This is a genomic window from Streptomyces sp. HUAS 15-9 (genome assembly GCF_025642155.1).
Lineage (GTDB): Bacteria > Actinomycetota > Actinomycetes > Streptomycetales > Streptomycetaceae > Streptomyces.
Genome location: NZ_CP106798.1, coordinates 5,670,469 through 5,696,161 on the forward strand (window position 1 = coordinate 5,670,469; position 25,693 = coordinate 5,696,161).

General features: G+C 71.4%; 27 protein-coding genes and 2 pseudogenes. 22 read left to right on the top strand and 7 right to left on the bottom strand.

Annotation, left to right across the window (positions count from 1 at the left end; genetic code table 11):
• Positions 1–55: 55 nt before the first annotated feature.
• The 8 genes and pseudogenes from mshB (at position 56) to N8I87_RS26305 (ending at position 7,875) form a co-directional block, all read left to right on the top strand.
• On the top strand, positions 56–925 hold the full coding sequence (gene mshB / locus N8I87_RS26270; protein ID WP_263212253.1) for an N-acetyl-1-D-myo-inositol-2-amino-2-deoxy-alpha-D-glucopyranoside deacetylase: 870 nt from the start codon (positions 56–58) through the stop codon (positions 923–925).
• Complete coding sequence (locus N8I87_RS26275) at positions 922–1,338, top strand: DUF6113 family protein (protein ID WP_263212254.1); 417 nt, start codon at positions 922–924, stop codon at positions 1,336–1,338. Before mshB ends, N8I87_RS26275 begins: the two co-directional genes overlap by 4 nt.
• Before the next feature lie 156 nt (positions 1,339–1,494).
• A pseudogene (locus tag N8I87_RS26280) lies at positions 1,495–3,750 on the top strand (hypothetical protein).
• A gap of 78 nt (positions 3,751–3,828) precedes the next feature.
• Entirely contained in the window at positions 3,829–4,245 is a 417-nt protein-coding gene (locus N8I87_RS26285; RefSeq protein ID WP_263212255.1) for a hypothetical protein, read from the top strand.
• Between the two features lie 231 nt (positions 4,246–4,476).
• Positions 4,477–5,325: pseudogene (locus N8I87_RS26290) on the top strand (ABC transporter ATP-binding protein); the annotation flags it as partial.
• Positions 5,322–6,062 carry an ABC transporter permease gene (locus N8I87_RS26295; protein ID WP_263212257.1) on the top strand — a complete coding sequence of 247 codons (741 nt, stop codon included), beginning with the start codon at positions 5,322–5,324 and terminating at the stop codon, positions 6,060–6,062. The pseudogene N8I87_RS26290 and the gene N8I87_RS26295, both read left to right, overlap by 4 nt.
• Positions 6,063–6,067: 5 nt before the next feature.
• On the top strand, positions 6,068–7,264 hold the full coding sequence (locus N8I87_RS26300) for a sensor histidine kinase (protein ID WP_263216674.1): 1,197 nt from the start codon (positions 6,068–6,070) through the stop codon (positions 7,262–7,264).
• The gene (locus tag N8I87_RS26305; RefSeq protein WP_263212258.1) at positions 7,261–7,875 is read left to right on the top strand and encodes a response regulator transcription factor; all 615 of its coding nucleotides are present in this window, start codon (positions 7,261–7,263) and stop codon (positions 7,873–7,875) included. The genes N8I87_RS26300 and N8I87_RS26305 overlap by 4 nt, the downstream gene beginning before the upstream one ends.
• 26 nt (positions 7,876–7,901) lie before the next feature.
• Here the strand turns inward: N8I87_RS26305 and N8I87_RS26310 are convergent, their stop codons facing one another.
• Both N8I87_RS26310 and N8I87_RS26315 read right to left on the bottom strand, forming a co-directional pair.
• Positions 7,902–8,753: a SirB1 family protein gene (locus N8I87_RS26310; RefSeq protein WP_263212259.1), complete on the bottom strand. Its 852-nt coding sequence runs from the start codon at positions 8,751–8,753 to the stop codon at positions 7,902–7,904.
• Between the two features lie 124 nt (positions 8,754–8,877).
• The gene (locus tag N8I87_RS26315; protein WP_438829315.1) at positions 8,878–9,924 is read right to left on the bottom strand and encodes a GNAT family N-acetyltransferase; all 1,047 of its coding nucleotides are present in this window, start codon (positions 9,922–9,924) and stop codon (positions 8,878–8,880) included.
• A gap of 140 nt (positions 9,925–10,064) precedes the next feature.
• Between N8I87_RS26315 and fdxA the strand changes: the two genes are divergently transcribed.
• Together fdxA and N8I87_RS26325 are read left to right on the top strand one after the other, a co-directional pair.
• Positions 10,065–10,385: a ferredoxin gene (gene fdxA, locus N8I87_RS26320; protein ID WP_263212261.1), complete on the top strand. Its 321-nt coding sequence runs from the start codon at positions 10,065–10,067 to the stop codon at positions 10,383–10,385.
• Between the two features lie 120 nt (positions 10,386–10,505).
• Positions 10,506–11,603 carry a bifunctional succinyldiaminopimelate transaminase/glutamate-prephenate aminotransferase gene (locus N8I87_RS26325; RefSeq protein WP_263212262.1) on the top strand — a complete coding sequence of 366 codons (1,098 nt, stop codon included), beginning with the start codon at positions 10,506–10,508 and terminating at the stop codon, positions 11,601–11,603.
• An 82-nt stretch (positions 11,604–11,685) separates the two neighbouring features.
• Here the strand turns inward: N8I87_RS26325 and N8I87_RS26330 are convergent, their stop codons facing one another.
• Positions 11,686–12,132, bottom strand: coding sequence for an ATP-binding protein (locus tag N8I87_RS26330; protein WP_263212263.1), 447 nt, complete (start codon positions 12,130–12,132; stop codon positions 11,686–11,688).
• 310 nt (positions 12,133–12,442) lie between these two features.
• A complete protein-coding gene (locus N8I87_RS26335; protein WP_263212264.1) occupies positions 12,443–13,441 on the bottom strand; it encodes a VldE C-terminal domain-containing protein in 999 nt (332 codons plus the stop codon).
• A gap of 93 nt (positions 13,442–13,534) precedes the next feature.
• Here N8I87_RS26335 and dapE point away from each other — a divergent pair, with 93 nt between their 5' ends.
• The 4 genes from dapE (at position 13,535) to N8I87_RS26355 (ending at position 16,041) form a co-directional block, all read left to right on the top strand.
• Positions 13,535–14,614, top strand: coding sequence for a succinyl-diaminopimelate desuccinylase (gene dapE / locus N8I87_RS26340; RefSeq protein WP_263212265.1), 1,080 nt, complete (start codon positions 13,535–13,537; stop codon positions 14,612–14,614).
• 114 nt (positions 14,615–14,728) lie between these two features.
• Entirely contained in the window at positions 14,729–15,487 is a 759-nt protein-coding gene (locus tag N8I87_RS26345) for an LOG family protein (protein WP_263212266.1), read from the top strand.
• A 39-nt stretch (positions 15,488–15,526) separates the two neighbouring features.
• Positions 15,527–15,793 (top strand): type II toxin-antitoxin system prevent-host-death family antitoxin, encoded by a 267-nt coding sequence (locus N8I87_RS26350; protein ID WP_263212267.1) that lies wholly within the window; start codon positions 15,527–15,529, stop codon positions 15,791–15,793.
• Positions 15,790–16,041: a type II toxin-antitoxin system RelE family toxin gene (locus N8I87_RS26355; RefSeq protein ID WP_263212269.1), complete on the top strand. Its 252-nt coding sequence runs from the start codon at positions 15,790–15,792 to the stop codon at positions 16,039–16,041. The genes N8I87_RS26350 and N8I87_RS26355 overlap by 4 nt, the downstream gene beginning before the upstream one ends.
• A 34-nt stretch (positions 16,042–16,075) precedes the next feature.
• On the opposite strand, the gene folP is transcribed toward N8I87_RS26355, so the two are convergent.
• The gene (gene folP, locus N8I87_RS26360) at positions 16,076–16,936 is read right to left on the bottom strand and encodes a dihydropteroate synthase (RefSeq protein ID WP_263212271.1); all 861 of its coding nucleotides are present in this window, start codon (positions 16,934–16,936) and stop codon (positions 16,076–16,078) included.
• Between the two features lie 137 nt (positions 16,937–17,073).
• Here folP and N8I87_RS26365 point away from each other — a divergent pair, with 137 nt between their 5' ends.
• Both N8I87_RS26365 and N8I87_RS26370 read left to right on the top strand, forming a co-directional pair.
• Positions 17,074–17,430 carry a DivIVA domain-containing protein gene (locus tag N8I87_RS26365; RefSeq protein WP_263212273.1) on the top strand — a complete coding sequence of 119 codons (357 nt, stop codon included), beginning with the start codon at positions 17,074–17,076 and terminating at the stop codon, positions 17,428–17,430.
• Positions 17,427–18,023: a DNA-3-methyladenine glycosylase I gene (locus tag N8I87_RS26370; protein WP_317633492.1), complete on the top strand. Its 597-nt coding sequence runs from the start codon at positions 17,427–17,429 to the stop codon at positions 18,021–18,023. Before N8I87_RS26365 ends, N8I87_RS26370 begins: the two co-directional genes overlap by 4 nt.
• Positions 18,024–18,109: 86 nt before the next feature.
• On the opposite strand, the gene chcB is transcribed toward N8I87_RS26370, so the two are convergent.
• Positions 18,110–18,913, bottom strand: a complete 804-nt coding sequence (chcB, locus tag N8I87_RS26375; RefSeq protein ID WP_263212274.1) for a 2-cyclohexenylcarbonyl CoA isomerase — start codon at positions 18,911–18,913, stop codon at positions 18,110–18,112.
• A gap of 371 nt (positions 18,914–19,284) precedes the next feature.
• On the opposite strand from chcB, the gene N8I87_RS26380 reads away from it, so the two are divergent.
• Positions 19,285–19,452: a DUF3117 domain-containing protein gene (locus N8I87_RS26380; RefSeq protein ID WP_018544333.1), complete on the top strand. Its 168-nt coding sequence runs from the start codon at positions 19,285–19,287 to the stop codon at positions 19,450–19,452.
• 130 nt (positions 19,453–19,582) lie between these two features.
• On the opposite strand, the gene N8I87_RS26385 is transcribed toward N8I87_RS26380, so the two are convergent.
• Positions 19,583–20,281, bottom strand: a complete 699-nt coding sequence (locus tag N8I87_RS26385) for an O-methyltransferase (RefSeq protein ID WP_317633567.1) — start codon at positions 20,279–20,281, stop codon at positions 19,583–19,585.
• A 235-nt stretch (positions 20,282–20,516) separates the two neighbouring features.
• Here N8I87_RS26385 and sigE point away from each other — a divergent pair, with 235 nt between their 5' ends.
• From sigE to N8I87_RS26410, 5 genes are all read left to right on the top strand, one after another.
• On the top strand, positions 20,517–21,233 hold the full coding sequence (sigE, locus tag N8I87_RS26390; protein WP_263212278.1) for an RNA polymerase sigma factor SigE: 717 nt from the start codon (positions 20,517–20,519) through the stop codon (positions 21,231–21,233).
• The gene (locus N8I87_RS26395) at positions 21,230–22,201 is read left to right on the top strand and encodes an anti-sigma factor family protein (protein ID WP_263212279.1); all 972 of its coding nucleotides are present in this window, start codon (positions 21,230–21,232) and stop codon (positions 22,199–22,201) included. Before sigE ends, N8I87_RS26395 begins: the two co-directional genes overlap by 4 nt.
• 110 nt (positions 22,202–22,311) lie before the next feature.
• Positions 22,312–24,105: a S1C family serine protease gene (locus N8I87_RS26400; RefSeq protein WP_263212280.1), complete on the top strand. Its 1,794-nt coding sequence runs from the start codon at positions 22,312–22,314 to the stop codon at positions 24,103–24,105.
• Positions 24,106–24,308: 203 nt separating this feature from the next.
• Positions 24,309–24,755, top strand: a complete 447-nt coding sequence (locus N8I87_RS26405) for a sec-independent translocase (protein WP_263212281.1) — start codon at positions 24,309–24,311, stop codon at positions 24,753–24,755.
• A 243-nt stretch (positions 24,756–24,998) separates the two neighbouring features.
• A complete protein-coding gene (locus N8I87_RS26410) occupies positions 24,999–25,670 on the top strand; it encodes a hypothetical protein (protein WP_263212282.1) in 672 nt (223 codons plus the stop codon).
• Positions 25,671–25,693 lie beyond the last annotated feature (23 nt).

Here is a 25,693-nt window from a genome sequence, read left to right on the forward strand (position 1 = left end):
GCGCCTCGCCGGGCACGTGCCCCGGTGAGGTTGGTCGCCTCGTAGGGTGGGGTCCATGACGGAATTGCCCGCCCGGCGTCTGCTGCTGGTGCACGCGCACCCGGACGACGAGTCGATCAACAACGGCGCGACCATGGCCAAGTACGCGGCCGAGGGAGCGCGGGTCACCCTGGTCACCTGCACCCTCGGGGAGCGGGGTGAGGTGATTTCGCCCGAACTGGCCCATCTGTCCGGTGCCGCGCTGGGTGAGCACCGGCTGCGTGAGCTCCGGGGTGCCATGGGGGAGCTGGGTGTCGACGACTTCCGGCTGCTCGGGGGCGCCGGACGGTACGCGGACTCCGGGATGATGGGGCTGTCCGACAACGACGACCCCGCCTGCTTCTGGCAGGCCGACCTCGACGAGGCCGCCGGATATCTCGTGGAGGTGATCCTGGAGGTCCGGCCCCAGGTTCTGGTCACTTACGACGACAACGGGGGGTATGGCCACCCGGACCACATCCAGGCCCACCGCGTCGCCATGAGGGCTGTGGAACTGGCCGCCGACGCCGGGTGGCGCATCCCGAAGGTCTACTGGAATCGGGTTCCGCGCCGCGTCGCCGAGGTCGCCTTCGCCCGTCTTCGGGATGATCTGCCCGGGTTGCCCTTCGCCAAGCCCGCCGCCATCGAGGACGTCCCGGGCGTGGTCGACGAGGAGCGGGTCACCGCCGAGGTCGACGGCACCGCGTACGCCGCCGCCAAGGCCGCCGCGATGCGTGCGCACGCCACCCAGATCGAGGTCGCCGAACCGTACTTCGCGCTCTCCAACGAACTGGCCCAGCCCGTCTTCACCACGGAGTACTACGAGTTGGTGGGCGGAGAGCGACAGCCGACCCGGGAGACCGATCTGTTCGCCGGGGTCGCCGTCGAGATCGAGGAGGCGTCATGAGCTCGGCAGGACGTGGATCGATGCTGGCCCAGCCGCTGCGGCGTCCCTCCGCCGGGCGGATCGCCGCTCACGTGGGCCTGTTCGTGCTCGGAGCCCTGGTCGGCCTCGCCGGGGCGCTGGTGCAGGCCGCATGGTTCCCCGGAGGGCTGCTGCTCGCCCTGGCGGGCGCGGCCGGGGTGTTCCTCGGCGGGGCGCGTGCCACCGGTGCTCGCGCCGGGGCGGTCGCCCCCGCGGCCGGCTGGATCGTCACCGTCATCCTGCTCACCGCAGGCCGTCCCGAAGGGGACTTCCTGTTCGGCGCGGGGGGCGGTTCCTATCTGTTCCTGCTGGGCGGCATGGCCCTGGCTGTGATCTGCGCCACCCTTGGGCTGGGGCGGCAACCGGACGGCAATGCCGCCCGACTTGCCAAGTGACGTACCAATTCGCCACGGGGCGCGCGTGCGAGTCCGGTGTGGGTTTCCCCAGCGGTCATGGGATACGCGCCAGAAGTGGCCAGTATGGTGGTGCGCGCCGCCGAGCCGCCCGAGCAAGGTAGTGACGGGCGGCGGAGCCAACCGGGAGAACCTGCCTTGAGTCGTGAAACTGACACTCCGTCCTCCGGGCCCAACGGGCGCGGCGGAGCCGCATACCCCTCGGGCACGCCGCCGTACGGGACCCCCATGGTTTCCGGCGACGGGACGGGTGCGGACCGTTCGGCCGCGCAGCCGGAGGAGCGAAAGACCGAGACCACGCTGACGACGCGCATCCGGATCAACATCCCCGGATCGCGGCCCATTCCGCCGGTCGTCATGCGCACGCCCGTCGCGGACACCGAGGCCACCGACGACGACAAGGGCGCGGCCGCCGAGGCGCAGCCGGCGCCCGCCCCGAAGCCCACCGGCGGCGCCGAGCCGTCCGGCGAGCCCGCGGCGCGCCGGCCGAGGAGAAGACCAGCGACTGGTTCGCGCCCCGCAAGTCCGGCTCGGGCAAGGGCGGTCCGGCCGCGGCGGTACGAACGGCGCCGGAATCCCCGGCGGTTCCGCGGCCGGTGCGACCGCTTCCGGCACGGGCACGGCCGCCCCGGTGGCGCGGGTGCGCCCAAGAGCCCGCGTCCGGGCGCCGGTCGCCCCGGCGGTGTGGTCGGCTCCATGAGCGTGCCGGGCGGCTCCCGTCCCGGCGGTACGAACGGCGCGGGGCTCCCCGGCGCCACCGGCGGACCCGTGGCTCCCGGGCACGGCGGTGGCACCGGCTCCTTCGACGTGACCGAGGCGCTGGCCGTGGGCCCGCTGGGCAGCGGCTCCCGTCCCGGCTCGGGCGCCGACGAGCGGAGCCGTGACGATCTGCCGTACTTCGCGGAGAGTGGTCCCGGCGGCCAGAACGGCTTCGGTGGTGCGAACGGCCAGGGCGCCGGTCCGGGCGGTTCCGCCGGCCCCGCCGGCTACAGCGGTTTCCCTGGTCCGAACGGCCTCGGCGGCTCCACCGTTCCGCAGGGCCCCGCGGGCCCGACCGGCGGTCCGGTCACCGGTGACGGCCCGATGGTGCCGCCGGTGGCCGGCGGACCCGGCGGCACCGGCGGCCTCGGTACGGTGCCCGGCGAGTCCTTCACCGGCCCTGGCACCGTCGGCGGCCCCCGCCGGACCCCCGGCGCCGGTCTGAGCGACGACACCGCGATCCTCACCCCGCAGAAGCCGGCCCCCGAACCGGGCGTGCCGGGCTACGGCTCCCCGGCGGACAACATCTCCGGGCACACCGTGACCAGCGGCATCCCGGTCGTCCCGCCCACGGCGGCCTCGCCGTTCGGGTCGGGCGCCCCCACCGACGGGGCCATGTCGCACACGCCCCCGAAGCTGCCCGAGCCGGTCTCGCCGAACGTTCCGCAGAGCAAGCCCAAGAAAAAGAAGGGCCGCAGCAAGCCGGCCCTGCTCGGCGGGGTCGTGGTCGTCGCCGGCATCGGTGTGTACGGTGCCGGGCTGCTGATGAACCACTCCGACGTGCCCAAGGGCACCACCGTGCTCGGTGTGGACATCGGCGGCGGCACCCGAGACGACGCCGTCAAGAAGCTCGACGAGGCGTTCGGCGACCGGGTGAACAAGCCGCTGAAGCTGTCGGTGGGCGGCAAGACGGTCTCGCTCACGCCGGACAAGGCGGGGCTCCAGTTCGACACCACCGCCACGGTCAGCGACGCCGCGACGAGCGACTACAACCCCCTCTCCGTGATCGGCTCCCTCTTCGGCCAGAAGCGGGTCGTGGACCCCGTCATGCCGGTAGACGAGGAGAAGCTCCAGGCCGCCCTGAAGGACGCGGGCGGCGGCGCCGGCTCGGTCGTCGAGGGCACGATCAAGTTCCAGTCCGGCAAGGCCGTCGCCGTCTACGGCAAGGCGGGCAAGGGCATCGACGCGGCCCGGTCGACCCAGGCGGTGGAGCAGGCGTACCGCACCCTGGTGGAGACCGGCACGCCGTCCCCGGTGACCGTGCCCACGACCACCCGGCAGCCGACGGTCTCCAACGCCGAGGTCGACCGGGAGATGAAGGCCTTCGCCGAGCCGGCGATGTCGGCCAAGGTGACGGTGCAGACGGACGCCACGCACTCGGTGTCGTTCAGTCCGCAGAAGTCGATCTATAAGTTCCTGAGTGTGCGGCCGGTCGACGGCAAGTTGGTCGAGCACTACGACCTCGACGCGCTGAAAGGACTCTACGGCAGCACATTCGACGGCGTGACGATCGAGCGTGGAAACGGCACAAAGAAGCCTGTGATGCCGCAGGACGTCGCCGTTGCTCTGGGAGAGGCGCTGCGTGGAAAGACGCCCTCGGCGCGCATCGTCACCATCCCGGTCAACGGTCAATAATCAATGTGATCTTGGGCACGCGGCGTCCAGATTTCCCCCTTGATGTGCAGCAGATTACTTCTAATTTAAGGGGGAAGTATGCGGCGTCGTTTTGCCGTACCGCTGGTGTCAGCCGTGGCGGCCGTCGGACTTTTCGGGGTGTTGTCAGGGTCCGCCTATGCGGCTGACTGGGAGGTCAACACGGGGGTTGTAACGCTGTACGACCCTGACGAGCTCGGTTATTTCAATCAGCACGGTGATGCGTGTGCGATAGGTAGTCCCAACGGCCGTATCTGCTTTGATTCGCAGGATGACGGCATCTACGTGATGGACGAAAAGAAGGACGGCCATTCTGTCACCGGGTACTGGCTTACGGGCAACCGTAAAGGAAAGTGCATCAGTAAGGCCGGAGCCGGTAAGTGGGCGTACTGCTCAAAGAACTTCACCGAGCACAAGGCCATTGATATCTGGATGGAATACAACGGTCACAAGTATCTCGTGACCGGCGCTACCTGACAGAAGGTCCTCCGACTGGCCCTCATCTCCCAGACCCAGAGGTGAGGGCCAGTCGGCTTTCTGTCACCCCCTTCGCATGACATCTGTCATCCGGCACTCAGGACCGCCGACACTGCCGGTCCCCCGGCCCTCGCAGCCAGCATGGACGGCATGACAACGACGACGGGGACGACGACCACCACCCCGGTGGTCGGGTTCGACCAGGTGAGCAAGACCTATGGGAGCGTGCGGGCGGTGGACGGGGTCTCGCTCACGCTGCACCCGGGGGAGACCGTCGCCCTGCTCGGTCCGAACGGCGCCGGCAAGTCCACCACCCTCGATCTGCTGCTCGGCCTCAAGCAGGCCGACGGCGGCACGGTCAGCGTCTTCGGCACGAGCCCGCGCGAGGCGATCGTGGCCGGGCGGGTGGGCGCCATGCTGCAGAGCGGCGGGCTGATGGACGAGGTCACGGTCACCGAGCTGGTCCGGCTCGCCTGCGATCTGCACCCGAAGCCGTACAAGGTCACCGACGTACTGGCCCGCGCCGGCATCTCCCAGATCGCCGACCGCAAGGTCAACAAGCTCTCCGGCGGCCAGGCCCAGCGTGTCCGCTTCGCCCTCGCCACCGCCGGTGACAGCGACCTGATCGTCCTGGACGAGCCGACCACCGGCATGGACGTCTCCGCCCGCCAGGCCTTCTGGGCCACCATGCGCGAACAGGCCGACCAGGGCCGTACGGTCCTCTTCGCCACCCACTACCTCGAAGAGGCCGACGCCATCGCGGACCGCGTCCTCGTCCTGCACCGTGGCCGGCTGCTCGCCGACGGCACCGCCGCCGAGATCAAGGCGAAGGCGGGGGCCCGCAGGGTCTCCTTCGACCTGGAGGGCGACATCGACGAGCCGGCCCTGCGCGGGCTGCCCTTCCTGGCCTCGCTCAGCGTCTCCGGCCAGACCGTGCGCATCCAGTCCACCGACGCCGACGCCACCGTCCACGCCCTGTACGGCCTCGGTGTCTACCCCCGCAATCTCGAAGTCGCCGGGCTCGGCCTGGAGCAGGCGTTCGTCGCCATCACGGAGGCCGAGGAGGCCAAGCAGTCATGAACTCGTTGATCAAACTGGAACTCGCCCGCGCCCTGCGCAACCGCAAGTTCCTGTTCTTCTCCGTGATCTACCCCTCCGCCCTGTTCCTGCTCATCGCGGGCAACGCCGACGGCAAGACCAAGATCGACGGCACCGGGCTCACCGTGCCGACGTACATGATGGTCTCCATGGCCTCCTTCGGCGCCCTGACGGCCGTCCTGATGGGCAACAGCGAGCGCATCGCCAAGGAGCGCGAGAGCGGCTGGGTACGGCAGCTGCGGCTGACCACCCTGCCGGGGCGCGGATACGTCCTCGCCAAGACCGCGAGCGCGGCCGTCGTCAGCCTGCCTTCCATCGTCATCGTCTTCGTCGTCGCCGCGGCCGTGAAGGACGTCCGGCTGGATGCCTGGCAGTGGCTCGCCCTCACCGGCGCCATCTGGGCCGGCAGCCTGGTCTTCGCCGCGCTCGGCGTCGCCATCGGCTACCTCGCGAGCGGGGACGCCGTCCGCCCGATCACGATGATCACCTACTTCGGCCTGTCCATGCTCGGCGGTCTGTGGATGCCCACCACGACCTTCCCGCAGTGGCTCCAGGACATCGCGAAGTGGCTGCCCACGCACGCGTACGCTGCCCTGGGGCGGTCGATCGAGCAGAGCCGGACCCCGCACGCCCAGGACATCGCCGTCCTCGCCGTCTTCTTCGTCCTCTTCGCGGGAGGCGCGGCCTGGCTGTACCGGAAGGACACGCTGAAGGCGTGAGCGTCATGACGGAAGACCCGCTGACCGAGGAAGCCTGCCGGGAGCAGCTGATCCCCCTGGGACAGTCCCCCCGCAGCCGGCGCGACCTGTTCCTGCGCAAGATGCTGTGGATCGGCGTCTGGCTGGTCTTCCTCAGCGCCCCGGTCCACGACCTCGTCTCCGGGAACCACACCACCGGGGCGACCGTGGCGGGCTGGCTGGGCCTGGCGGTCTTCGTCGGGGTCTATCTGACCCTGGTCTTCCGGGACATGGGCAGCCCGGCTCCCCCGAGGCGGGTCGGCGCCCTGATCGTCGTCCTCGGTGTCCTCGCGACCCTGCTGTCCCTCACGCTCGGCGCGCCCTGGCTCGCCCTGTACTGCTACGTCTCCGTCGCCTGCGGGGCCACCCTCCCACTGCGGGCCGCCTGCTGGGCGATCCCGGGGACGGCGGGCGTGCTGCTGCTGGTCGGCCTGAGCGTCGGCGAGCAGCACGCCCTGGACCTGCTGATCCTGGTGATCCTCATCGGGTTCGCCATGACCGGGGTCGTCCAACTGGTCCGTACGACCATCGAGTTGCGCAAGGCCCGCGCCACCGTCGCCCAACTCGCCGCCAACGAGGAGCGGCTGCGCCTGGCCCGGGACCTGCACGACCTGCTCGGCCACTCGCTCTCCCTCATCACGCTGAAGAGCGAACTGGCCGGGCGGATGCTCCCCGACCACCCCGACAAGGCGGCGCAGCAGGTCGCCGACATCGAACAGGTCAGCCGACAGGCCCTGGTCGATGTGCGCGAGGCGGTCACCGGCTACCGGCGCCCCCGGCTGGCCGCCGAACTCGCCGGTGCCCAGGTCGCCCTGACCGCCGCCGGGGTCACCGCCCAGGTGCCCGCCGAACCGGACCTCGACGGCGTCCCGGAGGACGGTGAGTCCGCCCTCGCGTGGGCGCTGCGCGAGGCGGTCACCAACGTCGTACGGCACAGCGGCGCCGGACGCTGCACGGTGGAGCTCCTCGGACGCCAGACGCTGGACGGCCCGGTCCTCGAACTCTCCGTCGAGGACGACGGATCGGGCGGTTCCGGCAAGGGTCCCGGCAATGGCCTCACTGGTCTGACCGAGCGGCTCGAGAAGGTCGGCGGCACGCTGGAGGCGGGCCGGGTCAGGCACGGTTTCCGGCTGGTTGCCCGTGTGCCCACGGCCACCGGGGTGGACGTAGTATCCGGGGCATGAGCAGCACGATCAAGGTTCTCCTCGCCGAGGACCAGTCGATGGTCCGCGAGGCGCTGGCCGCCCTGCTCGGCCTCGAGGAGGACATCGAGGTCGTCGCCCAGGTCTCGCGCGGCGACGAGGTGCTTGGGGCCGCCCGGGAGCACGGTGTGGACGTCGCCCTGCTCGACATCGAGATGCCGGGCTGCACGGGAATCGAGGCCGCGGCCCGGCTCCACAAGGAACTTCCCGCGGTCAGGCTGGTCGTCCTCACCACCTTCGGCCGCCCCGGCTATCTGCGCAGCGCCATGGAGGCGGGCGCGGACGCCTTCCTGGTCAAGGATGCCCCGGCCGCCCAACTCGCCGAGGCCGTCCGCAAGGTGCTGGCCGGTGAAAGGGTCATCGACCCCACGCTCGCCGCGGCCGCCCTGGCCGAGGGCGCCAACCCCCTCACCGACCGCGAACGCGAGGTCCTGCGCGCCGCGGCCGACGGCTCCACCAACGCCGAACTGGCGGCTGCCCTGCACCTGTCCCAGGGCACGGTCCGCAACTACCTCTCGACGGCGATCCAGAAGCTGGCCGTACGCAACAGGGCGGAGGCGGTACGGATAGCACGGGAGAAGGGCTGGCTGTAGCCCCCTGGGACAGGTACTGGTCGGTCCTAGTTGAGCATGGACCGCGCCGTGTGCGCCTGTCGCCGTACCCGCTGCGCGGTCGGTTCGTCCACCCCGGCCACCACCTCGGCGTACGCCTCCAGTTCCGCCGCTCCGGCGAGGAACTCACCGCGCTGTACGAGCAGTTGCGCCCGCTCGTAGCGCAGCCGCGCCGGATGCGAGGGCAGCAGCAGCGACAGCTCCACCGCCCACAGCGCCACGTCCGACCGCTCCGGCCGGGCCGTGGCCCACGCCCGGATGTTGTTCAGGATCCGCACGAGGACGTCCAACGGATCCGCGGGCACCAGCATGCCCGGATCGAGCGGGGCCCCCGTCGCCCCGACGACGAGCAGCTCGGCGTCCGTCCCCGTGAGCACCCGGCCCCCCTCGAAGGGATCGGCGAGCACCTGCTCCCCGGCCGCCCCGAACCCCACCACGAAGTGCCCCGGCAGCGCGACCCCGTACACCGGTGCGCCCGCCCGGCGCGCCACCTCCATCCACACCACCGACAGCAGGATCGGCAGCCCGCGCCGCCGCCGCAGCACCTCGTGCAGCAGCGAGGACTCCAGACGGCGGTAGTCCGCGGCGGAGCCGTGGAACTCGCAGCGGACGCCGAGCAGGTGGTGCAGCGCCGTCGCCCAGGCCAGGGGCCCGCCGGGCCGGTACGGCAGCTGCCCCGCCAGCCGGTCCAGCTCCATCTGCGCGGCGTCCATGCCCGCCTCGTCCAGCGAGCCGTCCGCCTCCGCGCCGAGCAGCAGACACAGCGCCGAGAGGTCGGGCCGCTCGGACCGTGCCTCCTCGGCGAACCGGTGCCGCACCTCGGCCGACCGCTCCGGCGATGGGGGATAAGGGGGACGCATAGCTGGCTCGTGCCCTTTCACGGTGATCCGTACCACCGACCGACGACGATCCGTCCTACCGGCCCATGATGATCCGTCCTGCCGACCGGCGATGATCTCTGTCACCGACCGGCGGTGATCCGTATCACCGGCCGGCGTCGGAGGCATCCGGCTCCCGGTAGTGGTGATACGCGTGGTGCGGGGCGAAGCCCATCGCGGCGTACAGCGCGCGGGCCGCCTCGTTGTCCTCCTCGACCTGCAGCCAGGCGGCCGAGGCACCCTCGGCCAGCGCCTGGCGGGCGAGAGCGGCCATCACATCGCTGCCCAGGCCGCGTCTGCGCTGCTCGGGGGCCACTTCGACGGCCGCGAAGCCCGCCCACCGTCCGTCCACGACACACCGCCCGATGGCGGCCGGCGTGCCTCCGCCCTCACCCGGGACCGTCGCGAACCACACCGACGGCCCTCCACTCCCGGCTTCGCTCGAGCGGGGGGACCCCCACCCCAGCACCTTCAGGGCCACCTCGCTCACCCCCTTGCGCTGATACCGGTCCAGCCATGCCTCGTCCGCCTCCCGGTCCAGCACCACCTGGGCACCCTCGTCCCGGTCGGCCACCGGCGCCAGTGCGCCGATCCACAGCTCAGCGGTCACCTCGCGCACCCAGCCGCGCCGCTCCAGCTCCGCGCACAGCAGCTCCTGCGTGCCCTCGGCGCCGGTCGCGGTCTGGATGTACGCGGGCAGGCCGCGCTCGCCGTACCAGCGTCGTACGGCCTCCAGGGCCGCGTCGAGCGGAAGGCCGGGGTCGCCGAGCGGCAGCACACTGTTGGCCCGCCTGGTGAACCCTTCGGCCGACCGCAGCTCCCACTCGCCCAGCCGCTCGCTCTCCACCGGCCGCCAGGCCCGCGAGGCGATTCGCGCGAGCTCCGCGTAGGAGGTGGCGGGACCCCGCCGACGCGCCGGGGCGGCCGGTACGACCTTGCCTGCGACCAGCGAGGATTCCGGAATCCGGACGGTCTCCCCGTTCTTGCGTGTGATCAGCAGCACACCGTTGTCCCATGATGTGAGAACACCCACCGTGTCGGTGAACCTCTCACCCGGTGTTCCAGGTTCGCTCAAGCGCCGTACGGAGACTCGTTTACCCACGTCAGCAGCGGTGATACGGACCACGAGCCGCCCGGCGGCAGAGAATTCCACAGGTCGGTTCACCCCTCCTGTTCGGATCATGCCCAAGAACGGAGATACTAGATGCGGGCATCGACGACGCCGCGCTCCCGCGCGCCAGGCGGCGGAGCCTATGGAGGCCCGCCGGCGCCCTATCGAGGAGGAACGACAGCGTGACCTACGTCATTGCGCAGCCTTGTGTCGACGTCAAGGACAAGGCGTGCATCGAGGAGTGCCCGGTCGACTGCATCTACGAGGGCCAGCGGTCCTTGTACATCCACCCGGACGAATGCGTCGACTGTGGTGCCTGTGAGCCGGTCTGCCCGGTCGAGGCGATCTTCTACGAGGACGACACTCCGGAGGAGTGGAAGGACTACTACAAGGCCAACGTCGAGTTCTTCGACGAGCTCGGCTCTCCCGGTGGCGCCAGCAAGCTGGGCCTGATCGAGCGCGACCACCCCCTCATCGCCGCGCTTCCGCCGCAGGCCGAGTAATCCGCAGGCGGCCGAGCAGCCCGCACCGCGCCGCCTCGGTCCCGTACGGCCCGATCGCCTTGATCACCGCCGTACGGGACCGAGGCGTTTGCCGTACCGACGAAAGTGAGCCAGAACATCGTGTCCGCAGTCTCCGACCGTCTGCCCACCTTTCCCTGGGACAAGCTGGAGCCGTACAAGAAGACGGCCGCGGCGCACCCGGACGGCATCGTCGACCTGTCGGTCGGCACCCCGGTCGACCCGGTCCCCGAGCTGATCCAGAAGGCCCTGATCGCCGCCGCCGACTCGCCGGGCTATCCGACCGTCTGGGGCACGCCGGCACTGCGCGACGCGATCACGGGCTGGCTGGAGCGCCGGCTGGGCGCCCGTGAGGTCACCCACCGCCATGTCCTGCCGATCGTCGGCTCCAAGGAGCTGGTGGCCTGGCTCCCGACCCAGCTGGGCCTCGGCCCCGGCGACCGGGTCGCGTACCCCCGTCTGGCCTACCCGACCTACGAGGTCGGCGCCCGCCTGGCCCGCGCCGAGTACGAGGTCTACGACGACCCGACCGAGCTCGACCCGACGAACCTGAGGCTCCTCTGGCTGAACTCGCCGTCCAACCCCACGGGCAGGGTGCTGGGCAAGGAGGAGCTCACCCGGATCGTCGCCTGGGCCCGCGAGCACGGCGTCCTGCTCTTCTCCGACGAGTGCTACATCGAGCTGGGCTGGGAGGCCGACCCGGTCTCGGTCCTGCACCCGGACGTCAACGGCGGCTCGTACGAGGGCATCGTCTCGGTCCACTCCCTCTCCAAGCGGTCCAACCTGGCGGGCTACCGCGCGGCCTTCCTGGCGGGCGACCCGGCCGTCCTGGGCCCCCTCCTGGAGATCCGCAAGCACGGCGGCATGATGACCTCGGCGCCCACGCAGGCGGCGGTCGTCGCGGCCCTGTCCGACGACATCCACGTCCGCGAGCAGCGCGAACGCTATGCCGCCCGGCGCACGGCCCTGCGCGACGCCCTGCTGGCCCACGGTTTTCGCATCGAGCACAGCGAGGCCAGCCTGTACCTCTGGGCCACCCGGGACGAGTCCTGCTGGGACACGGTGGCCCGTCTTGCCGAGCGGGGCGTCCTCGTCGCCCCCGGTGACTTCTACGGCACGGCGGGCGAGAAGTTCGTCCGCGTGGCCCTGACGGCGACGGACGAGCGCGTGGCGGCCGCGGTGGCGCGACTGGCGGGCTAGTTCGGCCCGGACAGCACAGCACAGCGTGAAGGGGTCCAGGGAGAGTTCCCTGGACCCCTTCACGCTGTCGAGACCTGGATGCCTAGCCGAGCGGCAGGCTGCTCACCGGCAGCGTGGAGGTCGGCAGCCCGCCCTTGGTGAGGGAGTCCGTGGGCAGCCCGCCCTTGGTCGCCGTCCCGGCCGTGGTGCCGAGGACCTGCCCGGCGGATCCGGCCGCGTCTCCCGCGGCCTTCTGCGCCACGGGCGCCGCCTTCTGCACGGCCTTGCCGCCGGCCTTGCCCGCGGCCGGCACCGCCTTCTTGACAGCCTGGCCGCCCGCGTCGGCCGCGAGCCCGGTGACGTGCTGCGTGGCACCGTCGACCGTGTTGCCGACCTGCGCCCCGTCCAGGGCGGTCAGCCCGCCGAGGTTCGGGGTGGCCGGCAGATCGGGGGCAGCGCTCGCGGAGCCGGCCGCACCGACCCCGGCGGCCGCTCCCGCTGCGACGAGCAGCGCGGCACGGGCGATCCTGCGGGTCAGGGGGAGGGACATGATGCTCCATTCGACGGGAGAGAACGTTGAAGTGTCCGACCGTGCCCGGCAGTTGATCTCCGGACTCGGACGCAGTGACTACCGCTCGAAGCCCACGAAGGTTGCGGAGCCCAAAGGTAAAGAATCGGCAACGCATCGCATTATCTGCTGTGGATAAAAGCGGTCAAAAGTCACCCGCCCCACGACTTCGCAGAATCCTTACGGCCCTTTGTTCCCAAGGGCCTTTGCGACCAGGAGAGTGACCGAACGAAAACCTGCGCACACCGCCGCGTCATCACCGCAGGGTGACCCCCGCGAGTGAACCCCCGTACTACTGCCCGGTCACGATCCGAACGGACCCCGCCGACTTCTCCGCACCCGCGGCACCCGTCGTGCCGGTCGCGCGCCACTGGCTGTCGGTGCTCCCGGCGGCCCACACCCGCCCCTCGTACGAGACCCGTGCGATGTGCAGGGCCGAGGAGTTGGCCACCGCCCAGTGGGCCAGCTGCCAGCCCCGCTCCCGCTCGGTCCGCCCGGCCCCGTCGGTCTTCTTGCCGTCCGGCACCGGCACGGTCACGGTCCTGCCGTGCGCCTCGGCGGTCATGTTCGGGGACGGGTCGGCCGCGGTCGTACCGCTCACCTCGGCGCCGGCCTCCTGGAGCGCGTCGCGCCCGAAGTCCCGTACCAGCGCGGCCCGTACGGCGTCCGGACCCGTCGCCGCCGCCTCGGCCGAGGTGCCCGTCGCGGGGCGCCCCTGGCAGGTCAGCGTGGCCGCTGCCTGCCCGGTCAGGGCCGCGGCGAGCAGCTCGGCGTCCGGCTCGTGCTTGGCGTACGCCTCCGGGAAACCGCTGCGCTGCACGCGCTGCGCGGCCACCGTGAGCGGGAGTTGTGTGTAGTCGGGCACCTTGGCCAGGTGCTCGTAGAAGATGCCCGCCGAGTAGGTCGGGTCCATGATCTGCTTCTCGGTGCCCCAGCCCTGCGAGGGGCGCTGCTGGAACAGGCCCAGCGAGTCACGGTCGCCGTGCTCGATGTTGCGCAGCCCCGACTCCTGCAGCGCGGTCGCCAGCGCGATGGTCACGGCGCGCTCGGGCATGCCGCGTCCGGTGCCGACGGCGGCGATCGTCGCCGCGTTCACCGCCTGCTCGGGCGTGAACTCGTACGGGCTCTCGCCGCCTTCGGACGAGATGACCTTGCAGCCCGGGGCTCTGGTGCCACCCGTGACGTACTGCACCACGAGATAGCCCGTGACGGCCAGCAGGACGAAGAAGGCCGCGCTGAAACGGAAGAGGCGGCCGCGACGCTTGGGAGAGGTGGGGGACGACTCTGGCACCCGTACAAGGTACTGGAGGCCTCCCGGGCCCGGGAGGCGGGTGGCGCCTGCGATGCGGCTCGGCCGGGCCGGGGGAGCGTTAGGGTCGTCACCATGGCCGACACCACGCTTGACCTGACACTGGACGCCGCCGCGCTCACCGCGCGGCTGGTCGACTTCCCCTCGGAGAGCGGCACCGAGAAGCCCCTCGCCGACGCGATCGAAGCCGCCCTGCGCGCGCTGCCGCATCTGAGGGTCGACCGGTACGGCAACAACGTCGTCGCCCGTACGCGGCTGGGCCGGGCGCAGCGGGTGATCCTGGCCGGCCACATCGACACGGTCCCGATCGCCGACAACGTCCCCTCGCGCCTCGACGAGGACGGCGTCCTGTGGGGCTGCGGCACCTGCGACATGAAGTCCGGCGTGGCCGTCCAGCTGCGCATCGCGGCCACCGTCCCCGCCCCCAACCGCGACCTGACCTTCGTCTTCTACGACAACGAGGAGGTCGCCGCCGACCTGAACGGCCTCAAGCACGTGGCCGAGGCGCACCCCGACTGGCTGGCGGGCGACTTCGCGGTGCTGCTGGAGCCCTCCGACGGCCAGGTCGAGGGCGGCTGCCAGGGCACCCTGCGGGTGCTGCTGCGGACGAAGGGAGAGCGGGCCCACTCGGCGCGCGGCTGGATGGGTTCCAACGCGATCCACGCGGCGGCCCCGATCCTGGCCCGCCTGGCGGCGTACGAGCCGCGCTACCCGGTGATCGACGGCCTGGAGTACCGCGAGGGCCTGAACGCGGTCCGTGTCTCCGGCGGGGTCGCCGGCAACGTCATCCCCGACGAGTGCGTGGTGACGGTGAACTTCCGCTATGCCCCGGACCGGTCCGAGGACGAGGCGCTCGCGCACGTCCACGAGGTGTTCGCGGACTGCGGCGTGGAGGAGTTCGTGGTGGACGACCACAGCGGCGGGGCACTGCCGGGGCTGTCCCACCCGGCCGCGGCGGCCTTCATCGAGGCGGTCGGGGGCACCCCGCAGCCGAAGTACGGCTGGACGGACGTCTCCCGTTTCTCCGCCCTCGGCATCCCGGCGGTCAACTACGGCCCCGGAAACCCCCACTTGGCACACAAAAGGGATGAAAGGGTTGAAACCGCCAAGATCCTGGCGGGCGAGGAGCGCCTGCGGGCCTGGCTGACGAGCTGAGACACGCGACGGGTGTGGGCCGGGCGCTTCATTGCGGACATGCTCACGTCCCCCGCGCGTAACCCGGCCGGATCTACTCTTGCGTGGATACACCTGCACGCGGAGGGAGCGCACATGGCTACTGGCAACCCGGAGGGCAAGAAACGGCCACCCGAGGAACAGCGCCTGGGGCCGGTCCTCCGGCGGCGGGGTCAGGTCACCGCGAGCACGACGGACCAGCGCCTGCTGGACGCGGGCGGCCCGTCCGACTGGGTCCACACGGACCCCTGGCGGGTCCTGCGGATCCAGTCGGAGTTCATCGAGGGCTTCGGCACCCTGGCCGAACTCCCGCCCGCGATCAGTGTGTTCGGCTCGGCGCGCACTCCGGTGGACTCCTCGGAGTACGACGCCGGTGTACGGCTCGGCCGCGGGCTGGTGGAGGCCGGCTGGGCCGTGATCACCGGCGGCGGTCCCGGCGCGATGGAGGCGGCCAACAAGGGTGCCTGCGAGGCGGGCGGTACCTCGGTCGGCCTCGGCATCGAGCTGCCCTTCGAGCAGGGCCTCAACCCCTACGTCGACATCGGCCTGAACTTCCGGTACTTCTTCGTCCGGAAGATGATGTTCGTGAAGTACGCGCAGGGCTTCGTGGTGCTTCCCGGCGGCCTCGGCACCCTGGACGAACTCTTCGAGGCCCTCACCCTCGTGCAGACCCAGAAGGTCACGCGCTTCCCCATCGTCCTCTTCGGCACCGAGTACTGGGGTGGTCTGGTCACCTGGCTCAGAAGCACCGTGATCGCCCGCGGCAAGGCCTCCGAAAAGGACCTGCTCCTCTTCCACGTCACGGACGACGTGGAGGAGGCGGTGGCACTGGTGTCGAAGGAGGCGGCGCGTTAGACGGCGGGGCAAAGTGTAATCTGGGTGTACAGTAGATTCATGTCTGCTACGTATCCCATCGCCGAGGCGAGGGGCAAGCTCGGCGAGCTCGCCCGCCGGGCTGCCCAGCATGAGCACATCACCTTGACCGACCGTGGCATCCCGACTGCCGTCCTCATTTCTCCGGCGGAACTCGAAGACCTTGAGGATGCTCTGGCGCTGGTCCGCCTCGAACGGGACCGCGCATTGGGGCGCACCGAAGTCCCCGTCCCCCATGCGGAGGCTCGGCGGACACTCCTCGAAGCCGCGGGGAGGAGTACGGAGTGACCTGGGAGGTCCAGTGGGAGCCGACGGCGCTCGACGAAGCCACCGGTTTCCTCAAGGACGACCCCCGCGGAGTGGACACCCTCCTCCAGGCGACCGATCAACTCGCCGAGGACCCCAGGCCTGAAGGTTCCAGGGCCTGGGGTACCCACCACCGTCGACTCCACCGTGGCCCTTGGCGCATCCTGTACCGCCTCGACCCGGAGGCACGGACCCTTCACATCGAACACATCGGGCGCACGCTCGAGTGAGCGGCAGCGGGGCGTCGGTGTCGGCGGGGAGCGCCTACGCCAACCCCCTGCGCGCGACTGTCGGCGCGCGGTGACCCGTGATCGACGTCACCATGTCCAGGACCTGCTTCGTCTCGGCCACCTCGTGGACCCGGTACACCTGGGCGCCGAGCCACGCGGACACCGCGGTCGTCGCCAGTGTCCCCAACACCCGCTCCTTCACGGGCCGGTCCAGTGTCTCCCCGACGAAGTCCTTGTTGGACAGCGACACCAGCACCGGCCATCCCGTGGCCACCATCTCGTCCAGCCGCCGGGTCGCCTCAAGGCTGTGCCGGGTGTTCTTCCCGAAGTCGTGACCGGGGTCGATCATCACCGACTCGCGGGGCACACCCAGTGCCACCGCACGCTCGGCCAGTCCCACGGTCACCCGGAGAATGTCGGCCATGACGTCGTCGTACGTCACCCGGTGCGGCCGGGTCCGCGGCTCGGCGCCCCCCGCGTGCGTGCACACCAGCCCCACCCGGTACCGCGCCGCGACCTCGGCCAGCGCCGGGTCCACCCCGCCCCAGGCGTCGTTCAGCAGATCCGCCCCGGCCTCGCACACGGCCTGCCCGACCTCGGCCCGCCAGGTGTCCACGCTGATGATCACGTCGGGGAACCGCCGCCGTACCTCGGCCACGAAGCCGACCGTGCGCCGCGCCTCCTCCTCGGCGCTCACCTCGTCCCCGGGCCCGGCCTTCACCCCGCCGATGTCGATGATCGCGGCACCCTCGGCCACCGCCTGCTCGACGCGCGCGAGCGCCGGCTCGTCACGGAAGGTCGCCCCCTGGTCGTAGAAGGAGTCCGGGGTCCGGTTCACGATCGCCATGATCACCGGCTCGTGCGGCTCGAATTCCCGCCTGCCCAGCCTGAGCATCCCCTGTGACCTCTTCCAGTGAGTCCCGCTTGTGTCCCGCCCCGCGCCCGCCTGTGACCCTAACTGTCAGACTCGCATGGCACGATCGGAGCGAGAGACTTTCGAGACCGAGTACTACAGAGCGTGGGGACCCAGCGATGGTTATGTTCTTGTTCCTGGTCATCGCGCTCGCCGTCGTGGTCGCCGCGGTGACACTCGCCGTGGTGGGCGGCGGCGAGGGCGCCACCGGCCCCCTGCCCGAGGTCGCGCCCGAGCGCCTCGACGACTCGCTGCCCCCGGACCGCCCCCTCGGCCGCGCGGACGTGGAGAGCCTCCGCTTCCCGCTCGCCCCCCGCGGCTACCGCATGGCGGACGTGGACGACGCCCTCGGCCGCCTCGGCGCCGAACTCGCCGAGCGGGACGCCCGTATCGCGGACCTGGAGTCCGCGCTGGCCGGTGCCCAGGCCGCCGCGCACGTCCGGCTGGACAAGCCCGGCCAGGGGGACCAGCGGTGAGCGACGGCACCGCCCTGGCCGGCCCCGACGGCACGCCGCGCTGCCCGTGGGCGCTGTCCACCGACGACTATGTGACGTACCACGACGAGGAGTGGGGCCGCGCCGTCCACGGCGACGACGCGCTCTACGAGCGCCTCAGCCTGGAGGCCTTCCAGTCGGGCCTGTCGTGGATCACGATCCTGCGCCGCCGGCCGGGCTTCAGGGCCGCTTTCGCCGACTTCAGGATCGAAAAGGTCGCGGCCTTCACGGACGACGACCGCGAACGCCTCCTCGTGGACCCCGGCATCATCCGCAACCGCGCCAAGATCGACGCCACCCTCGCCAACGCGCGCGTGCTCGCCGAGTGGTCCCCGGGCGAGCTGGACAGCCTGATCTGGTCCCACGCCCCCGACCCGGCCGCCCGTCCGGCCCCGAAGACGCTCTCCGACGTCCCCGCGGTCACCCCGCAGTCCACGGCCCTGTCCAAGGCCCTCAAGAAGCGGGGCCTGCGCTTCATAGGCCCGACGACGGCTTACGCGCTGATGCAGGCGTGCGGACTGGTCAACGACCACCTGGAAGGCTGCGCGAGCCGGAACACCCCGACCGGCGGGTGAGGACGAGGCGGCTCGCCGTTCGGGCCGCAGCGGGGGTGCGGGGGCGGCAGCCCCGGCACGCACCCGTCTCGGCCGACGGCCGTCCGTCACCGGCCCAGATACTTCGGCTTCTCCTTGTTCACGAACGCCTGCACCGCGATCGCGTGGTCCTCGGACCTGCCCGCACGGGTCTGCAGCTCGTCCTCCTTGTCCAGCGTCTCGTCCAGGGAGTGCGTGAGCCCGAAGGCGACCGACTCCTTGAGCGCCGCGTAGGACACCGTCGGTCCGTCGGCCAATTTCCGGGCGACTTTCTCGGCCTCGGCCCGCAGCTCGGCGGCCGGCACGAGCCGGTTGGCGATACCGAGCTCGTACGCGTCCTGCGCGCTGATGTTGCGCGGGAAGAGCAGCAGGTCCGCGGCGCGCGAGGGGCCCACGACCCGCGGCAGCGTCCAGGAGATCCCGGAGTCGGCGGTCAGCGCCACCCCGGCGAACGACGTGTTGAAGGCCGCGGTGTCCGCCACCACTCGGTAGTCCGCCGCCAGCGCGAAACCGAAGCCGGCCCCGGCCGCGACCCCGTTCACCGCCGCGACGACCGGCTTCGCAGCCCCGGTGAGGGCCCGCACGATGGGGTTGTAGTGCTCCTTCACCGTGGTCATCGTCTGCCCGGCCCCCGTCTCGCGGTCGGCCGCGAGCAGCCCGATGTGTTCCTTGAGGTCCTGGCCCACGCAGAACGCCCGGTCCCCGGCGGCGGTGAGCAGGATCGCCCGTACGGACGCGTCGCCCGCCGCCTCCTGTGCCGCGTCCCGCAGGGCGACCTTGGCCGCGATGTTCAGCGCGTTCATCGCCTCGGGGCGGTTCAGCGTGATCGTCGCGAGCCCGTCGGTCACCTCGTAGAGCACGGTGTCGGCCATGGCGTATCCCCTCTGGTGTGGCGGCTCTGACGTACCGCTCGGTACGCCGTTGTCTGAGGACAGCATGGCGGAGAACCCCGTCCACGGGCCGGACCCGACGTGTGACCTGCGTCAAAGAAATCCGCCACGGTTTTCGTCGGCCGATGTCCGTGCGGTGGCGCAGTATCGCAGTCACATCGCCGAATTGAGTGGTTTTGCTCGCGCGCGTTGCCCAAGCGATGCCGACTGATGTTGGTCATCGGGTCCTGAGATGCGGGATAATGGCTTGGAAGCAATGTGTTCGATGCCGGTGTCGCGTGTCCCACACGGATCGCGCGTGCCCTCCAGGGCCGTCGGCAGACGATGAGCTGGTTTCAGGAAGGGGAACGAGCATGGCGGCCATGAAGCCGCGGACGGGCGATGGCCCGCTCGAGGTGACCAAGGAGGGGCGGGGCATCGTCATGCGCGTTCCGCTCGAAGGCGGCGGTCGGCTCGTCGTCGAGCTGACCCCTGACGAGGCCGAGGCGCTCGGCGACGCCCTCAAGAAGGTCGTCGTCTGAGGCGCCAGCGACCATACCCTTTCAGCTGCCCCGGCACCGTACGCGGTGCCGGGGCAGCTGCGTTCCGGGGTGTACGTCCGTCAACCGCGCGCATACCGCCGGGCGCCGCGGTCAGCGCTTGACGGCGTACTCAGCGCTTGACGGCGCACAGCAGGCCGTCGCCCACCGGCAGCAGTGAGGGCACCAGCTCCGGGTTCTCGCGCACCGTCCGCAGCAGCTCGCGCAGCCGCAGCACCTCCGTGGGCTGCGGTCCCGAGTCGACCGTCCGGCCGTTGCCGAAGACGCCCTCGAAGGCCACCACGCCACCCGGCCGGAGCAGACGCAACGATTCGGCGAGATAGTCCAGGTACTCCAGGCGGTCGCCGTCACAGAAGACGAGGTCGTAGCCGGCGTCCGCGAGCCGGGGCAGGACGTCCAGGGCGCGGCCGGGGATGAAGCGGGCCCGGTTGCTGGCGAAGCCGCAGGCACGGAAGGCCTGCCGGGCGAACTGCTGGTGCTCCGGCTCGGGGTCCACGGTGGTCAGCACGCCGTCCGGCCGCATGCCGTTCAGCAGATGGATCCCCGACACCCCGCAGCCGGTGCCGATCTCCGCGACCGCCTTGGCGTCCACGGAGGCGGCGAGCAGACGCAGCGCGGCGCCCGTGCCGGGCGACACCGAGCGCAGGCCCGCCTCCCGGGCCCGCTCACGGGCCCAGCGAAGCGCGTCGTCCTCGGCGACAAAGGCGTCGGCGAACGCCCAGCTCGTCTGCCGGTTGCCGGTAATGACCCTCTCCTGTCCCCGTGGTTGCCTCGGCGTGACTGTATCCGTTGGCCCCGGGAACCCGCAGATGGGACCGGGCGTTTAAAGGGATGAGCGAGTGGTGGGGGGACCCGACGGGGGGTAAGGGATGGACCAGGACGCCGAGCAAGTGCTGACGCAGCCGTATGAGCCGTATCAGCCCAGATCAAATTCTCGTAAAACCGCTTATCCGGAGCTAACGGGCGAGGTGGCTATGGTAGGGGCTCCACTGGACACCACCAGAGCCGACAGGGGAGGTGCGGCTGAGCCTGTGGATCGGGGAGGAGTGCTACGGCGCTTTCTCGGATCGGCGGGCAGGCCGAAATCCGTGAACGACACCGCTGCTGACCCCAGCCACGCCGCTGGTTCCGCCGCCGGACCGGACCGAACCGCGACGTTCTCCACCGACGCGGACGCTCAGGCATGGACTCCGCCCACGTGGGAGGAGATCGTCAGCACGCACAGCGGCCGGGTCTACCGCCTGGCCTACCGCCTCACGGGCAACCAGCACGACGCCGAGGACCTCACCCAGGAGGTCTTCGTCCGTGTCTTCCGCTCCCTGTCGACCTACACGCCGGGCACCTTCGAGGGCTGGCTGCACCGCATCACCACGAACCTGTTCCTGGACATGGTCCGGCGCAAGCAGCGCATCCGCTTCGACGCCCTGGGCGAGGACGCGGCAGAGCGTCTGCCCAGCAAGGAGCCGACCCCGCAGCAGGTGTTCAACGACGCCCACTTCGACGCGGACGTCCAGCAGGCCCTCGACACCCTCGCGCCCGAGTTCCGCGCCGCGGTCGTCCTGTGCGACATCGAAGGACTGTCGTACGAGGAGATCGCCGCGACCCTCGGCGTGAAGCTGGGCACGGTCCGCTCCCGGATCCACCGCGGCCGCTCACAGCTGCGCAAGGCCCTCGCCCACCGTTCCCCTCAGGCCCGGGCCGCCGAGCGGCGCTCGTTCGTGGCTCGCGTGCCCGCACTGGGAGGAGGGGGCGCGCCCGCGTGAGTGGATCACGACCCAAACCTGCCGGGCCACGCCTCGCAGAGCAGCACCTGGGAGACCGGCTCTCCGCCCTCGTGGACGGGGAACTCGGTCATGAGTCGCGTGACCGCGTCCTGGCCCACCTCGCCACCTGCCCCAAGTGCAAGGCGGAGGCGGACGCCCAGCGCCGGCTGAAGAACGTCTTCGCGGAGGCGGCCCCGCCCCCGCCGTCCGAGAGCTTCCTGGCCCGCCTCCAGGAACTCCCCGGTGGCGGCGACGATGACGACAGAGGCTCGCCGCTGGGCGGCACCGGCCTGTCCGGACGTACCTCCGACACCGGGGGCTTCGGGATGAGACGCCCCGACCGGTTCGAGTTCGGCTATGTCCCCGCCGCCCACACCTCACCCTCCGCCGCCGAGGGCGGCTTCCGCATCCACCCCGTCGGCCGCCCCGACGCCGACCGGTCCGCCTCGCGCGGGCTGCGGTTCGCGTTCGTCGCGGCCGGGGCGGTGTCCCTGGCCGCGGTCGCGCTGGGCGGCGTGACCACGGGCATCCCGGGCGACACGGCGGCGGACGCCCGCGGCGGTTCCGGCAACGGCAGCAATGTCACCCCGGCCCGCACCCAGGGCGGAGGACCGGCGTCCGCGCCCGACACCCAGCGCCGCCGCTCGGCCGGGCCGCTGCTCGCCCAGGGCACGCTGCTCGGAGGGACTCCCGCGGTGCCGACCTCGATGTCCGCGCCTCTGGTGCCCGGGGTGCCGTCCCCCGCCACCGGGCAGGGCCAGGACGCCATGCACAAGCTGACCGCGCCCGTCGAGGCCGGCGCGGCCGCCATGTCCCCGTTGATACGTCCGCTCGGTACGACCCCGCCGGTCGCCCTGACCTCGTGGTCCTCGGCCCCCGAGGTCACCGGCCCCGGCCTGCTCGCCGCACCCGTCCCCGACACCACCTCCGCTCCCACCCCCTCCTCCCCGTCTCACACGGCCCCCTGACCGGTCGCTGCGCGCTGTCCCCCGAACCTGGTTGAATCCGGTGAGCGCCGTGCCCGCGGCGAAGTTTCCGGGCGCGGAGTCGACGTTCCGCGGCCGGCTGTGGGGAGAGCATGAACGAGGGAAAACCGACGAAGCCCGCCAAGGCGAAGTGGTGGAGTCGGCCTCGGCCGCAGGTTCCGGAGGCCGGGGACGCCCCGGCCGCGGTTCCGGTGCCGGACGACAATGAGGTTGACTTCGAGCCGGCCCGCCCCGCGCCTCCCGCCGACGGCGACTTCGAACTCGAGGCGCCCTCGCGTCCGGACCCGGAGCACGACGCGGGCTTCCCCGGGCAGGGCGTCGAGGAGCGAGTCGACACACCGGCCGCGCTCGACGCCCCCCGGCTCGACGCGGCGCCCGGCACCGCCGCGCCCGAGCCCGGCGCTCCCGCAGTACCGTCCGCCACCGACCGACCCAGGCCGCTGCACGACCCCGACCCGTACAGCACGCCGCCGTACGGCAAGCCGGGCCCCTGGGCACCCGCTCCACCGGTCCAGCATCCGGCGGCCACACCCGCGCACGGCACGACGCTGCCCACGCCCGCCCCCGGGCCGCCGCACGCCTCGCACGGCTCACCGGTCCCCGCCCCGGCGACCCCCGTGCCCCACGACGCACCGCTCCCGCCCCCCGCGGAACAGGCCGTCACCCCGCATCCCGATCCCTGGCACCGCTACGACCCCTGGTCCGCCGCCCAGGCATCCGCCCACGCCCCCCTCCAGCAGAACGGTGCCGCGGTCCCCACCCAGCAGCAGCGCCGCAAGCGGGCCAGGCGGGCCCTCGTCGGTGGGGCCCTGGTGCTCGCCCTCGTCTCCGGGGCCGCCGGCGGGGCCGTGGGGGCCTATCTGGAGCGCAACGGCGGCGTGGGGGGCATTCAGCTGCCGCAGACGGGCAAGGTGCCGGCCGGGCGGGCGCCGGACAGCGTGGCCGGCATCGCCGCCCGTGCGCTGCCGAGCGTGGTCACGCTCCATGTGACAGGCAGCAACGAGCAGGGCACCGGCACGGGCTTCGTGCTCGACACACGCGGCCACATCCTCACCAACAACCATGTCGTCGAGTTCGCCGCGTCGGGCGGCGAGATATCGGTGACCTTCAGCAGCGGGGACACCGCCAAGGCCAGGATCGTCGGCCGGGACACCGGCTACGATCTCGCCGTCGTGCAGGTGACCGGGGTGCACGGGCTCAAGCCCCTGTCGCTCGGCAACTCCGACAACGTCCAGGTCGGCGACCCGGTCGTCGCCATCGGCGCCCCCTTCGACCTCGCCAACACCGTCACCTCCGGCATCATCAGCGCCAAGGAGCGGCCCATCACGGCCGGCGGGGAGAGCGAGGACGGGAGCGACGTGTCGTACGTCGACGCCCTGCAGACCGACGCGCCCATCAACCCCGGCAACTCGGGCGGACCCCTCCTCGACTCGCAGGCCCATGTCATCGGCATCAACTCCGCCATACGGTCCGCCGACAGCGCCTCGGGCTCGGGAGACGGGCAGGCCGGCTCGATCGGCCTGGGCTTCGCCATCCCGGTCAACCAGGCCAGGCGGGTCGCCGAGGAACTGATCAACAAGGGGAAGGCGACCCACCCGGTCATCGGGATCACTCTCGACATGGGCTACACGGGCGACGGGGCCCGTATCGGCGTCAAGGGCGCCAAGGGCTCACCCGCGGTCGCCACCGGCGGGCCCGGCGACCGGGCCGGACTCCGGTCGGGCGATGTCATCACCGAGGTGGATGGCCAGCCGGTCCACTCGGGGGAGGAACTGATCGTGAAGACCCGGGCCCACCGCCCCGGCGACCGGCTGCGGCTGACCGTCGAGCGCGACGGCGGGCACAGGTCGGTCGCGCTGGTGCTCGGATCGTCCGACCACAGCTGACAGAGACCTCACAGGTGAAGCCCGGCACATGGCCCCACAAGGCAAATAACCCCAAAAACCGGTGCGCTACACGCGCTCGGACACCTCGGGACGGTACCGGTCGGACAGGTCCGCCGGGTACCGTGGACCCGGCCCGGACCACGGAACACCAGTGACACAGACCGCCGAGGGCCGAGGACCGAGGACATCGCAAGGAGCTTCAGGTGTTCAATGACATAGGACCGCTCGAGCTGGTCACGATCGTCGTGCTCGCCGTGCTCGTCTTCGGTCCGGACAAGCTCCCGAAGGTCATCCAGGACGTCACGCGTACCATCCGGAAGATCCGCGAGTTCTCGGAGAGCGCCAAGCACGACATCCGGTCCGAGCTGGGCCCGGAGTTCAAGGACTTCGAGTTCGAGGACCTCAACCCCAAGACGTTCATCCGCAAGCAGCTGGACAACGACGACCTGGGGCTGACGGAGATCCGCAACGGCTTCGACCTGAAGAAGGAGATGGCCGAGGTCACGGACGCGGTCAACAGCCGCGCCACGGACTCGTCCTCGTCCCCTTCGTCCTCCTCGTCCTCGTCCGGTGGCCGCATCGACATGACGAAGAAGCCCGAAGACCCCGCCAAGGACGAGCGCCCGCCCTTCGACGCGGACGCCACCTGACCGTCCTACGCCCGTGAACTGCGCGTCCCGGTGCGCCCCTGCGCCGGGACGTGACGCGTTTCATACCGCGCATGCGCCCCGTGCGACGTGAACCGGCCGCGCGTGCGACCCACGCGGCGGGCGGTTTCCCTGCTGCTCGTGGCGGTGTGGATATGCTGCCGAGTTGTTGTGCGGACCGGACGAGTACGCCCGAAGGGGGGCGGGCCACCCCGGTCCGACGAGAGCGAGGAGGCGTCCGGGCACATGGAGACGACAAGTGGGGCGGTCGCGCAGGCGCCGGATGCGGAGGGCGGCCGGCAGGCCCCCTACGCCCGGCGTACGGTCGACGGCTACCTGCTGGCGCCCTTCCCGTGGTACGGCCTCGACGAGGCCTTCACGGGGCCGCGCTGGCTGATGCAGGTCGGTACGGCGGCCGACGGCGCCGTCGAGCACGGTTCGATCGGGCACGGGGACGAGCCCTCCGTGAAGAACGAGTACGCGGTCGGCTCCGCGACGGAGCCCCGGGAGAAGTTCGCCGTCGTGGTGACCGTCGCGGCGAACCCCTCCCGGCGCAGCGCGGACGGCACGGGCTTCCTGGAGGCCACCACGGTCTCCTCGGCGGCCTGGCTGGCCGGTGTGGGGTTGCTGTCCTTCACCTGGCCCGGCCAGATGGACCACAGCCTCCGTGACGACTGGCTGGAGCAGCAGACCGAGACGGCGTGGGTCCTCGCGGACGACCTCACCGGCCCGGACTGGTCGACCCTGTCCCTGCCCGTCGACGGCGTGCCGACTCCCTTCCACTACCGGGAGTCCGAATTCGGCTGGGTGCTCGCCGGGTCGACGCAGGAAGGGGTGCACGTGGGGGCGTACGGGAGGGGCATGAGCGCGTACGGCCTCGGCTTCGCCATGATCAAGGACATCTCGGCGTACGCGTAGCCGACAGGGACATGCACAAAGGG